This is a genomic window from Intestinibacter sp., assembly GCF_051866655.1.
GTDB lineage: Bacteria > Bacillota > Clostridia > Peptostreptococcales > Peptostreptococcaceae > Intestinibacter.
The window spans coordinates 1-13491 of sequence record NZ_JBJDXL010000415.1; the positions used below are offsets into that span (position 1 = coordinate 1).

Genomic DNA, 13491 nt, shown 5'->3' on the forward strand with positions numbered 1-13491 from the left:
CTTCATCAGATTTTTCACCACTAAGAAGTAATTTGACCATAGTTTTTATGTTTCTGATTTGAGAGAATTTAGTTCTTAGAGAGAAATAAACCCCTGTTAATAAACACAAATAAACTAACCAGTTACTCCACACGACGTTATTGACCGCGTTTACTATATTTTCCATAAAACCCCTCCTAAAAATTTAAAAAAATAATATACCTTAGAGATTTTTTTTAATTAACATGTGCAATACATATAATTTTTTTTAAATCTCTTAATATGATTATACTACATTTTTCCACATTTTTCTAACTTTTCTTATTTTTTTGTCTATTTTTGCGAAACGTTTTCCTAATAAACCTTTATATTTCAATACTTTGAACACAAAAAAAATTTCCTTAATAGCATAAGGAAATTACTAAAAAAACCTTTTTTTGTAATCTAATTTACGAAAAACAATTAAGAATTTTATGAATTGATTGAATTTTCATTTATTTTGTAGATTTTTAGGATAAAGATTTTCTTATAGAATTATAGTTATTATATTATTGCTACCTTCATTTATAATCTTTTGTAGAGTTTTCTGTATTTTAAATCTTATTTCTTCTGGCATAGTATATAATTTACTCTGTAATTGCTCTTTAACTAGATCATTTAATGACTTGCCAAACATATTTGACTCCCATATTTCACTAGGATTTTGTTCAAATTCATTTAAAAGATATTTAACCATTTCCTCTCCCTGATTTTGGTTGCCCACTATTGGAGAAACTTCTGTCGAAATATCTGCTTTTATGATGTGAAGAGATGGAGCATTTGCTTTTAATTTAACACCATATTGCTTTCCTTGCTTTATAATTTCGGGCTCTTCTAAGCTCAATTCACTTAATGATGGCGCTACTACTCCATATCCGAAATTTTTAGCATCGTTTAGGGCAACTTCTATTTTGTCGTACTCTTGCTTTATTTTAGACAAGCTTGTAACTAAATTTAACAGCTGACAATCCTCTTCAATTTTAAATCCACTTTTTTCTTCTAAAACATTGTAGAATAATTCTTGCTTTGTTCCAAGCTCAATATTAATTATCCCTTCTCCTAGCTCTACGCTATCGACTGTAACACCTTTTAAAAATTCCAGTTCTTCAAATCCCTTTACTATTTTATCTATATCTCTAATTTTTTCTAAATTTACTATGCATTGCTTTAATGTAGATATAATACTTTGTTTCACCCAGTGATTTTTTTCTAATCCTTCTACCCACTTAGAAATATTTATTCTTATTTCATTTAATGGAAAATCATATAATACTGTCTCCAATATATTCTCTATATCAGGCTCCTCCATTTGCTCCACATTTACCGGCAATATAGGCACTTCATATTTTTCCTCTAATTCTTTTCTCAAGGCTTCTGTTTTTTCTTCCTTTGGAGCTAGGCTATTTAAAACTACTACAAATGGTTTTTTTATCGTCTTTAACTCGTTTATTACTCTCTCCTCAGCCTCTATATAATTACCTCTTTCTATTCCTGTTACAGATCCATCAGTTATTACAACCACCCCTATTGTCGAATGATCTCTTATTACTTTTTTTGTTCCTATCTCTGCCGCCTCTTCAAATGTCATGGCGTCCTTTGACCATGGTGTAGATACTAATCTTTGTTTACCATTTTCCTCGTGGCCTAATGCCCCTTCAACTATGTATCCCACACAATCAACCATTCTAACCTTTAGGGATACAGAATCTTTGAGCTTTATAACAATACCGTCTGCTGGCACAAATTTGGGCTCTACAGTCATAATAGTTTTCCCTGAGCCACTTTGAGGTATTTCGTCTTTTGTTCTCTCTCTTTTAAAGTCATTTTCTATATTAGGTAAAACTAGTGTTTCCATAAACTTTCTTATAAATGTTGATTTTCCGGTTCTGACAGGTCCAACGACGCCTATATATATATCGCCTTGAGTCCTCTTGGCTATATCCTCATAAATATTCATAGTTATTCCCTCCTGTATACATTTCTTATTAAAGTATATTGAGAGATTTTGAATTTTATAACAAAAATATTAATAGCTATAAATTAACGACATTAAAAAAGGTCGTATAAATTTCAACTTCTAATTAAAATCAAAATCTATACGACCTTTTTATCTAAATTAATTATGTACAAAACCGTGATTAACTACTTCTTCCATTTCATTTTTCTTATTTCTAGTCATAAGAGTTTTTACAGCTTCCTTTGGATCCACACCTTGGTACAATACTGAGTAAATAGCATTAGTAATAGGCATATCGATATTTAACTCTTTACTGACTTTATATGCAACCTCTGTAGCAACAATGCCCTCTACAACCATTTGTACTTCATCTAGAGTCTCTTCCAAGCTTTTACCTTGTCCCATAAGTATACCAGCTCTTCTATTTCTACTGTGCATACTAGTACAAGTAACGATTAAATCACCTATTCCAGATAAGCCTGTAAATGTTGTAACATTAGCCCCCATAGCAACTCCTAATCTTCCTATTTCTGTAATTCCTCTAGTCATCAAAGCTGCCTTTGTATTATCACCATATCCTAAACCATCGCACATACCTGCTCCAAAGGCTATTATGTTTTTTAGAGCTCCACCTAATTCGACACCTATTATATCTGGATTAGTATATACTCTAAGCGTAGGATTCATAAATGCCTCCTGTACAATTTCAGCTACTTTCAAATTTGGTGACGCTGCAACTATTGTAGTCGGCATATATCTAGAAACCTCTTCTGCATGAGATGGCCCAGATAAAGTGACGTATTCGTTATTTGGTAGCTCCTCTTTGACTACTTGAGATAATCTAAGTCCTGTTCCTTTTTCAAGTCCCTTTGCAACATCGACTATTATTTGTTCTTTTTTGATAAAAGGCTTTATTTGTCTACTGACACTTCTCACAGCTTGAGATGGAACTGCCAATACTACTATTTTACTGTCTTTTATTACACTTTCTAAATCTGTAGATATTTTTATACCATCTGGAAAAACCACACCTGGTAAAAATTTAGAATTTTCCCTTGTTGTATTTATTTCCTCTGCTTGTTTTTGATTTCTAGTCCACATATCTACCTTATATCCATTTTGGCAAAGAGCTAGTGCAAGAGCACTTCCCCAGCTTCCTGTACCTACTACACACATTTTATCCATAACGACACCACCTAATATAAATTATTATTTTTTTTCGCCAAGTTTTCTCTCTGTTCCATTTAATAGGCGTTTTATATTCGCCCTATGAGTATAAACTACTGATGCAGATAAAAACAGAGTAACCAAAATTCCTTTTGGATTGTGAGTAATAAGCATCAATATAGGAGATATACATATACCTAAAACAGAACCTAAAGAAACATACTTAGTAACCGCTACTATTATTAAAAAAAATGCAAAACATGAAAGAGCTAAAATCGGATTTACAGCTAGCATTGAACCTAAAGAAGTTGCAACTCCTTTTCCTCCTTTAAACCCTAAAAATGCTGGCCAATTATGACCAATTACAACAAATACTACAGCTATATAAGCACTTGTAAGTTCATCAGCCCCTGTGTAATGAGCCAGTATTTTAGCAAAAAATACTGCTAACATACCTTTTAGTAAATCTCCTCCAAAAGTCATGGCTCCTGCCTTTTTACCCATAGTTCTAAGAACATTTGTAGAACCTGCGTTTCCAGACCCCTGAGTTCTTATATCTACTCCTGCCAATTTTTTACCAATAATATACGATGTTGATATATTGCCCAAAAGATAGGCAACTACTATTATAACTAAATAAACTAACATATCCGGCCCCCTACATATATATTATTTTCTTTTTTGTTTTTCTCTATATTCGAATTGTATTGAAGTCCCTTCAAATCCAAAATTTTCTCTTATTTTATTTTCAAGATATCTTTGATAAGAGAAGTGAGTAAGCTTTTTATCGTTTATAAATAATGTAAACTTAGGTGGTTTAGTTCCAGTTTGTGAACCGTAGTAAATCTTAAGTCTCTTACCTTTATCTGATGGTGGTTGATTAAGCATAACTGCCTCACCTATAACATCATTTAATGCAGATGTAGTAACGCGTTTTGCGTGTTCATTAGCTACAGTATTTACAGTTTCTAGTACCTTGTCCATTCTCTTGTTAGTAAGCGCTGAAACGAATAAAATAGGCGCGTACATCATGAATGGGAATTTTTCTCTTATGTCCTTTGTGTAATTACCTAATGTCTTGTTGTCTTTTTGTACTAAATCCCATTTATTTATTACAAATATACATCCTTTACCTTCATCGTGAGCTATACCTGCAACCTTAGTATCTTGCTCTGTAACACCTTCTGTCGCATCTATAACTATTAAAACCACGTCAGCTCTTTCAACTGCACTCATAGCTCTAATTACACTGAATTTCTCAACTCTTTCGTATACCTTACTTTTTCTTCTTATACCTGCTGTATCTATTAGTAAATATTGTTGTCCATCCTTTTCAAAATATGTATCTATAGCATCTCTTGTAGTACCGGCAATTGGACTTACTATAACTCTATTTTCACCTAAAAGATTGTTTAATATTGAACTCTTACCTGCATTTGGCTTACCAGTTATTGCTACTCTAATTATATCTTCGTCGTACTCAGTGTTTAATCCTTTAGGGAATTGTTCTACAACCTCATCTAGTAAATCTCCAAGACCCATACTATTTGCACTTGATATTGGATATGGATTACCTAAGCCTAGTTCATAGAAATCGTATATATTGTCCATTTGTTTTACACTGTCGATTTTATTTACAGCTAGTAAAACTGGTTTATTTGTCTTTCTAAGTATTTGTGCTACTTCTTTGTCTGCTGCAGTAAGACCTGCCTTACCATCTACGACAAAAATTATAATGTGCGCCATATCTACAGCTAACATAGCTTGATTTCTCATTTGAGATACTATTATATCTCCATTGTCCTTTTCTATACCACCAGTATCTATTAGAGTAAAATATTTGTTTAACCATTCTACCTCTGCAAATATTCTATCTCTTGTAACTCCCGGTGTATCTTCTACTATTGATATTCTCTTTCCTGCTAATTTATTAAACAGCGTCGATTTTCCTACATTCGGTCTACCAACTACTGCTACAATTGGTCTATTATCGCTCATTTTATTCTCCCTTCTAGTTTATAATTTTATCTACAAATATTTTTCCTTCGTTTTCACAAGGTATAACTTTAATATTTAATTTTTCCTCAAGCTGTTCTAATGTTATATCGTCTAAAAATACTTCTTCATCACCCTTTAACATAGATCTAGTTATATATAGGGCTTCTCCTAAATCCTCGCCATCTAACTGTTTTACAATATCTGTTGCTGTTATAAGGCCTGATACAGTAATAGTATGTCCAAAATAATCGTTGACTATTTTATATACGTTTATCTTTATATTCTTAAATTTTTTCATTATATTATCTGCCATATCGCATATAAATTCATAGGCTGAGCTACCTGTAGCTATTGAAACAGTCTTTTTGATATCGTAATTTTCTTCTATAGTTTCTAAATATTTTACAATTTCTGTTCCTTGCTTGCAAATCATACCTACACCGTCTTCAAATTGTAAAAAGCCTTCATATTCATCATAATTTAATAGCGGTCTTTTTGCAATTATATAAAATTCATCTGATAAAAACGCAAATCTAGTATTTAATTCTTTTAAATACTTATCTTGTAATCGATGTACCTGATCTATAGTCTGATTTGCTGTTTCATAATCAAATATATCTAGCTTTGCTAGATTCTCTCTGTATCTTGTAACGCCCACAGGTACTATAGCAACACTGTTTACATATGGATATAAACTTGATAAATCGCTTAAAGTTCTATCCAATTCCTCTTTATCATTATATCCTGGGCATAGAACTATCTGACAGTTCATTTCAATCTGTGCATCTGCTAGTCTTTTCATAGTTTCTAGTAATTTTCCAGCGCGCTTATTGTTTATCATTTTTGTTCTCAGCTCTGGATTTGTAGTGTGCACTGAAATATTTATCGGACTTATTCTATATTTTATTATATTTTGTATATCTTCTTCACTCATATTTGTCAAAGTTATGAAATTTCCTTGTAAAAAAGAAAGTCTTGAATCATCGTCTTTGAAATAAAGAGTTTTTCTCATTCCCTTTGGAAGCTGGTCTATAAAACAAAAGATACATTTATTTCTACAGCTTTTTGCCTTATCTATTATAGGGTTTACAAACTCTATACCTAACTCTTCATCAAAATCCTTTTCTATTTCATATATATAGACCTCTCCATCTCTTTTTTGTATTTCTAACTCTATATATTCGTCGCTTATTAAAAATTTATACTCTATAATATCGTGAACTTTTTGATCATTTACAGCTATTAATAAATCTCCTACTTCTATTCCGATTTCCTCGGCAATAGAGTCTTTATAAACTTTGCTTATTATATTATTGCTATTTTTTACATTCACTTCCATAAACTTTCACCCTTTTCTTAAAATACATCACTTTATCATATCGTATAATTTTAAGTTAGTCAAATACTTAAATTTCTATACATAAAATTTAATGCTTTACGACTATTAAAGTCTCCTTTCCTATTTGATGTACTACTCCATCTACACATTTTGCCATAAGCATAGCCTTCTCTTGCATATCGTCGTCATCACTTGCATAAAATACAGGGCATCCTCCTGTAAAACTCATATTTCTATCTGTAGTTATTACTGCCAATGTAAAATCGTTTATAGATATATTCGACATATTACATACCTTCCTTTCCGCCAATTATATAATTTTTTAATGCTAAATTTTTACCTTTAGCACTTGAAATTATTGGGCATGATTTTATTACGTTTATAATGGCTTGTTCGTCTTTTTCTATCGGTAAATAAGCTATTACAAGGCTTTCATTTTTAGGATTTCTTCTGGGCAAAGGAGTAAAAACCGGTTCGTTTTTTTGTCTGTAAAGACCCAATCTGCTGTATAAGTTATATGCTATTGTCTGTCTTTGACCTGGATTTTGTATTATAGAAGCATTAATATAGCTTTTATCTTTTGGGATTATCTCTATTCCGACACCGTATTTTAAAAATCTATCCCTATCCTTTTTTAATCCGACATTTGTTATCCCACTCAGATCACCAACCTTTAAGATACTCTCATTTTCAAACTCTATATCTACAATCTTTACATCTGCTATATCTCCAATAGAATCTCTTCTCATAATTCTTTTTAAAATAAACGCCAGTACAATCCCAACTACAGTGCTGATTATCAATCCAATATTTTGAGATATATTGAATTCTGAAGTAATCAAATAATAAAATCCAACTGTCGCAAATGAGGTTATTATACACATATAATTTCTGACCTCGTATGTTTTAGCTATTTCTTCTATAAATGCATTACCTCTCTTTACCAGCTGTTTTTTTTCTAATTCACTTAGAGTGTCCCTTCTATTTTCTCTAACCTGTCTAAACTGCTCTCCAGCTAGAGATAAAAATGTTATCGATGTATAAGATCTCTCAATCAACGCTGGAACTAATAGTGCTCCTAGCGAAGACGCTACAAAGGCCAATACAAGCTGTGAAATCAAAACATTAGGCTGTGTAGGGTATTGCTTTTGATCTAGATTTAGCATAATCAATCTAGTCATTACTCCTATTATTATTCCTATAAAAAAAACTTTGTCCATTTTGCACCTCTCAAATTTTATCAAACTTTACTGCTTTATTAAATTTTTGTACTCGCTCTGTTTTCCCTTCGATACTTCTAATATAGGAGTGCTCGCTGCAACTTTTTTTATAAGCTCCATATCATTTAAAATCGGCATAAATACAATCAATACACTTTTTGTTTTTAAATCTACCTTCGATGTTGAGACTATATCGTGTTCATCGACATCCTTGTCTATACCAGTATGGATAAATATGTTATGTATAATTGCATCTCTCTGTCCTAAATCGTTTACAACACCAAAATCCTTTCTATCCTTTGGAACTACTTCAATTGCGATTCCATTTTTTAAAAATTTATCTCTAGTCGATTTAAGCCCTATATTTGTTATCACGACACCATTGACTTTCATTATAGGTCCCTCGAAATAAATTCGAGCTTCTTTTATATCTGCAATATCGCCTATACTATTTCTTCTTAGTACCCTTCTAAATATCAGCCCTACTACCAAAGCTGATAAAACTGCAGCCCCTGTGCAAATCCATATATTGGCATCAAATCGCTTCGAAACCAATATATAAGTTGTAGATGCAAATAAAGCCGAAAATAAGCTAACATAGCTCCTAACCTCATAGGTAGAAGATATTTCTTCTATATACGCTACACCCTTTGGAACTAATTCATCGTCATCGATATTATTCAAAGTAATCTTTTCCTGCTGAGATAAGCCCTGAAACTGTTGAATCCCTACAGCCAAAAATGTAAGAGCTGCAAACTCCTTATCCATAAGTGCTGGAAATGCAATAGCTCCTAATGAAGAAGTAAGTCCAGCCATTATAATTTGCTCTATATAATCCTGTGGTCTCATCGGATACTGCTTGTCGTTTATTCTAAGTACTAAAAACCTACACAAAGTTCCTAATAATACAGCTACTATAAATGAATGTCTAAACAAAGCTTCATTTAATACACTCTCGGTCATCTTAAATTCTCCTTTACAAAATTCTATTTAAATATTATTTTGCACAAAAGAAAAAATCTTATGTAAAATTTCTATATATCATAGATTTATTTACATAAGATTTTCGATTTGCATTTATTATTTTATTTCCATAGGAATTGTAACTATAAAATTACTTCCAATTCCCAAAATACTCTCAACTGTAATATTGCCACCTAATGATTTTACCATATGCTTTGTAATGGCAAGACCAAGGCCTGTTCCACCAATGTCCCTACTTCTCGCTTTATCGACTCTGTAAAATCTCTCAAATATTCTATCTAAAGATTCCTTTGGTATTCCTATTCCATTGTCTTTAAATTCTATTACTATATTTTGATTTTTTATATCGTAATGTTGTCTTACTTCAATTCTTCCATTTTCAGGAGTATATTTTATACCATTATCAACTAAATTTAAAAATATTTGCTTTACATTATCTCTAAAACCTAAAATATGTACATCCTCATCTTCAAAATCGTAATCCACAGTTATATTTTTAGAGCAAGCTATATACTCTGTTATCTCATATACTTCTTTAAACACGTCAAATAGCTTTACATCCTCATAAGATAAATCTTGGCCGTTTTCAATTGAAGAAAGCAGCAATATATCTTCAATTAAGCCCTTAAGTCTATTTGATTCCTTTTCGATTATGTCTAAAAAATGATTTCTGGTATCTTTATCTATATCATCGTTAATCTTTAAAGTCTCTACAAACCCTGTAATAGAAGTCAACGGTGTTTTTAATTCATGACTTACATTCGCCACGAAATCTCTTCTCATATTTTCCAATTTAACAATATCTGTTATATCCTCGATATTTATAATAGATCCTATTATTGCATGTTTTGAATCTTGGAGGTAAACAGGGTCGATTTTTATTCTATAAACTAGATTATTTTTTAAATTTAGCTCAATTACTTCATTTTGGGTACTTCCTACGTACTTTTGGAATACCTCTAATATACTTTTATCTTTTACAACATTTTTAAAATTTAAGCCTTCTAAATTAATTTCTGTATCGCTTTTTAACATTTCCTTAGCTATATCATTTATAAGTAGAATATTTCCTTTTATATCAATCGCCAAAATTCCATGTGATATACTTTTTACTATAGATGTCAATTGAAGATGCTTGTATTCAACCTCTTCAATTGTGCTATCCATTATCTGAATCATGTAATTGAAATTTTTAGATAGCTCTCCTAATTCACCCTTTACATATGTATTTAATCTCGCGTGAAATTCTTTATTACTTACTTTTTTAGAAACTATCGTGAATTCCTTTAAGTACCTGCGCAGAGTAACTGTATATCTTACAAGCAAGATAGCCAAAGCTGTTGTAATAAGCAATACAAAGAAATATGCTTCATTTAACTGATATAAATTTGCATCCATAAATATTACCTCAATTTTTATAATTAAATTATAAGGATAAATTTAATTAATTTTATATCCAATCCCTCTAATAGTCTCTATATATTTTTCTCCATCATTTTCGATTTTTTTTCTTAAATATCTAATATGAACATCTACCGTTCTTGTCTCTCCAAAATACTCATATCCCCATACTTTATCTAATAAAAAGTTTCTAGATAAAACCTTCCCTCTATTTTGAAGTAACAATTTAAGTAAATCAAATTCCTTAATTGTCAAATCTATCTTTTGGTCCTTCTTAGTGACTTCATGTTTTATCAAATCCATTTTTAAATCCTTAACACTTAATACATCCTCTACCTTATTTGCAGTTATATTATATCTTCTAAGCACAGAATTTATTCTAGCTAGTAATTCCTTTATTCCAAATGGTTTTGTTATATAGTCATCTGCACCTTCTTCTAGCCCTTTTACCTTATCTCTTTCCATATTCTTTGCTGTCAACATAATAACAGGTGTCTCGTTTAATTCTTGATCGTTTCTTATCTTTTTTAGTACTTCCATTCCACTTATATTAGGTAACATCCAATCTAAAAGTATTAAATTAGGTTTAAATTCTTTTGCCTTGTGATATCCCTCAAAGCCATCCTGTGAATAATCAACCTTGTATCCATTTACTTCTAAATTGAACTTTAAAAGCTCTACTATATGCATTTCGTCATCTATAACTAATATTTTTTCCTCCATAATATTACCCCCTTATTTTATTTCAATGAAGGTTCCTATTCTCTTTTCTGTCTTATCGTGTTTTCTATAGGAAAAGAATTTATCACAGTTACAACTAGTGCAAATATTCATATTTAATATATTCGACTCCAATACTCCAAATTCTTTCAATATATATGTATTAATTTTCCATAAATCAAGATAATATTTTTCACCTTTTATTTTATATATTTTTTCATCACTATTTGTAACAAGCTTGTTAAATTTTTCAACTAAATCACGAGAAACCTCATAGCAACAGCTTCCTATAGACGGTCCTATAACAGCCATTACATCTTCGGGATTTGTATTGTAATTATCCTTCATAGCTTTTAAAGTTTTTTCACATATTTTAGCATATGTTCCTCTCCAGCCAGCATGTGCAAGCCCTACAGCCTTGTTTTTTGTATCGACTAAAACGACTGGCACGCAGTCAGCTGTTAAAATTAAAAGAGGTACATTTTTTTCATTGGTTATAATAGCATCTCCATCGATTATTTGTCCGATATTGTCTTTATCTACTTTATTTACTATATCAGAGTGAATTTGTTTGTTTTTGCTTAAGTTTTTTAAAGTAAATACATCTTTAAATGTCTTTTCTATATCGTCTCTATTTTTTGCATCTATATTACTAGTTGTAATGGCTATTTTGACAAAATTTAATTCCTCCATATTAATTTCTAAATAATCATTTCTATCTATTACAGCTTGTGTCATACTAATCACCTTTCTCCATCAAAATATTTTTTAGTTCACTTACAAAAGTATTTATGTCTTTAAATTGTCTATATACAGATGCAAATCTAACATATGATACCTCATCTATATCCTTTAATTTATCCATGACCATTTCGCCGATTTTATTAGTGCTTATCTCTGTTATATAATTTTTATTTATTTCATTTTCTACATAAGAAATTATGCTCTCTATTTGCTCTATTGAAACAGGTCTTTTTTCACAGGATTTTATTATTCCTCTTTTTATTTTTTCTCTATCAAATATTTCCCTACTATTATCCTTTTTTATTACCATTATAGGTGTTGTCTCAATTGTTTCGTAAGTTGTGAATCTCTTTTTGCAAGACTCGCATTCTCTTCTTCTTCTAATAGATTTACTATCTGTATGTCTAGAATCTACGACTTTAGATTCTTTATAATTACAATATGGGCATTGCATGTTCTTCCTCCTCAGTTAGGTAGGATTTAATTTTTAGATATCGATTTGATCTTTATCAAAATTTAAGCTTGAACCTATATTCACAAGTACAGTATCGTAGCCTATTCTCAAGATATCTCTCCAAAATACAGTATCAACCTCTGTTCCTCTATAAAAAAAACTCCCTGAGGTTCCTGTTATCAAAAATGAAGATACCTTGCCACTTTCGATATCTAAATCTATATCTGTTATAAAACCTAACTTCTTACCATTTTTTATATTTATTATTTCTTTTTCCATAATATCGGATATTCTCATCATAGTTAAATTCCCCCTTTTTAAGCAATATACATGTACCTTTACTAGATAAATTTCTAAAATAAAGATTTTCTTATATAAGTTTATTATTGACAGCTAGAAAAAATTCACTATGATATTATCTATAAATTTTATAATTATTTTCCTTTTAGTTTTATTTTACACATTATTTAAAAATAATCAAACTTTTTAGTGATTTGTAAATATATTATAAAAATAAAACTGCCATAAAGCGATCATTAAATCACTTATACGACAGTTTTATTTGCTTTAATTTTGTATTTAAATATACTTTCTCATATTTTTTAAGGCGTTTTTTTCGATTCTAGATACCTGCGCTTGTGAAATACCGATTTCATCTGCCACTTCGATTTGAGTTCTTCCCTTATAAAATCTTAAATCAAGGACTAATCTCTCCCTTGAACTCAATTTTTTTATAGCCTCCTTTAAAGCTATTTGCTCTAGCCAGTTTTCATCTGTGTCTTTTTTGTCTTGTACTTGATCCATTACAAATATAGCATCTCCGTTGTCTTGATAAACTGGATCGAATAAAGATATAGGATCTTGTATAGCATCAAGAGCCATTACTACTGACTCTACCTCCATATCTAATTCCTTAGCAATTTCTGAAATCGTAGGCTCCTTTGAATTAGTTCTTATCAATCTCTCTCTTACTTGTAGAGCTTTATAAGCTATGTCTTTTAGAGAACGTGAAACTCTAATTGGATTATTATCCCTAAGATATCTCCTTATCTCTCCTATAATCATAGGAACGGCATAAGTAGAAAATCTTACATTTTGACTTAAATCAAAATTATCAATAGCTTTTATAAGTCCAACACATCCTATTTGAAATAAGTCGTCTACGTTTTCTCCTCTATTATTAAATTTTTGTATAACACTTAGAACTAATCTCAAGTTTCCTTTTACAAATCTTTGTCTCGCCTCCTCGTCGCCTTGTTTAATCTTAACTAATAGCTCTCTCATTTGATTAGGCTTAAGTACAGGAAGTTCTGATGTATTTACACCACAAATTTCAACTTTATTAATAATCATAAATTTCAGTCCTCTCTTAAAAGATTCTATATATGAAATTATTTACACATCATATATTTTTATACTTTTAATGAGAACTTATTTATTTTTATAAAAATTTTTTCATCTCTTTTTTAAGTCTAAAAATTATCTTTTT

At 30.5% G+C, this 13491-nt stretch carries 14 protein-coding genes; all 14 read right to left on the reverse strand.

Annotated features, from left to right (window positions below; all coding sequences use genetic code 11):
• Positions 1-505: 505 nt before the first annotated feature.
• The 14 genes from spoIVA to sigG all read right to left on the reverse strand — a co-directional run bounded on the left by spoIVA (position 506) and on the right by sigG (position 13355).
• The gene (spoIVA, locus tag ACI3VO_RS12510; RefSeq protein ID WP_439758246.1) at positions 506-1981 is read right to left on the reverse strand and encodes a stage IV sporulation protein A; all 1476 of its coding nucleotides are present in this window, start codon (positions 1979-1981) and stop codon (positions 506-508) included.
• Between the two features lie 153 nt (positions 1982-2134).
• Positions 2135-3160, reverse strand: a complete 1026-nt coding sequence (locus ACI3VO_RS12515) for an NAD(P)H-dependent glycerol-3-phosphate dehydrogenase (RefSeq protein ID WP_439758236.1) — start codon at positions 3158-3160, stop codon at positions 2135-2137.
• A 24-nt stretch (positions 3161-3184) separates the two neighbouring features.
• Complete coding sequence (gene plsY / locus ACI3VO_RS12520) at positions 3185-3790, reverse strand: glycerol-3-phosphate 1-O-acyltransferase PlsY (RefSeq protein ID WP_439758237.1); 606 nt, start codon at positions 3788-3790, stop codon at positions 3185-3187.
• A gap of 21 nt (positions 3791-3811) precedes the next feature.
• A complete protein-coding gene (gene der / locus ACI3VO_RS12525) occupies positions 3812-5140 on the reverse strand; it encodes a ribosome biogenesis GTPase Der (protein ID WP_439758238.1) in 1329 nt (442 codons plus the stop codon).
• A gap of 13 nt (positions 5141-5153) precedes the next feature.
• Positions 5154-6479: a DUF512 domain-containing protein gene (locus ACI3VO_RS12530; RefSeq protein WP_439758239.1), complete on the reverse strand. Its 1326-nt coding sequence runs from the start codon at positions 6477-6479 to the stop codon at positions 5154-5156.
• Positions 6480-6567: 88 nt separating this feature from the next.
• On the reverse strand, positions 6568-6765 hold the full coding sequence (locus tag ACI3VO_RS12535; protein ID WP_320626651.1) for a capping complex subunit for YIEGIA: 198 nt from the start codon (positions 6763-6765) through the stop codon (positions 6568-6570).
• A gap of 1 nt (position 6766) precedes the next feature.
• A complete protein-coding gene (locus tag ACI3VO_RS12540; protein WP_439758240.1) occupies positions 6767-7699 on the reverse strand; it encodes a YIEGIA family protein in 933 nt (310 codons plus the stop codon).
• Between the two features lie 27 nt (positions 7700-7726).
• Entirely contained in the window at positions 7727-8662 is a 936-nt protein-coding gene (locus tag ACI3VO_RS12545) for a YIEGIA family protein (protein WP_439758241.1), read from the reverse strand.
• Between the two features lie 117 nt (positions 8663-8779).
• Positions 8780-10081: an ATP-binding protein gene (locus ACI3VO_RS12550; RefSeq protein ID WP_439758242.1), complete on the reverse strand. Its 1302-nt coding sequence runs from the start codon at positions 10079-10081 to the stop codon at positions 8780-8782.
• 42 nt (positions 10082-10123) lie between these two features.
• Entirely contained in the window at positions 10124-10807 is a 684-nt protein-coding gene (locus tag ACI3VO_RS12555) for a winged helix-turn-helix domain-containing protein (RefSeq protein WP_439758243.1), read from the reverse strand.
• A gap of 12 nt (positions 10808-10819) precedes the next feature.
• Entirely contained in the window at positions 10820-11542 is a 723-nt protein-coding gene (pgeF, locus tag ACI3VO_RS12560; protein WP_439758244.1) for a peptidoglycan editing factor PgeF, read from the reverse strand.
• A gap of 1 nt (position 11543) precedes the next feature.
• Positions 11544-12002, reverse strand: coding sequence for a transcriptional regulator NrdR (gene nrdR, locus ACI3VO_RS12565; protein WP_320625245.1), 459 nt, complete (start codon positions 12000-12002; stop codon positions 11544-11546).
• A 33-nt stretch (positions 12003-12035) separates the two neighbouring features.
• Positions 12036-12302, reverse strand: coding sequence for a YlmC/YmxH family sporulation protein (locus ACI3VO_RS12570; RefSeq protein WP_439758245.1), 267 nt, complete (start codon positions 12300-12302; stop codon positions 12036-12038).
• A 279-nt stretch (positions 12303-12581) separates the two neighbouring features.
• Positions 12582-13355: an RNA polymerase sporulation sigma factor SigG gene (sigG, locus tag ACI3VO_RS12575; protein WP_320625247.1), complete on the reverse strand. Its 774-nt coding sequence runs from the start codon at positions 13353-13355 to the stop codon at positions 12582-12584.
• Positions 13356-13491: the final 136 nt, after the last annotated feature.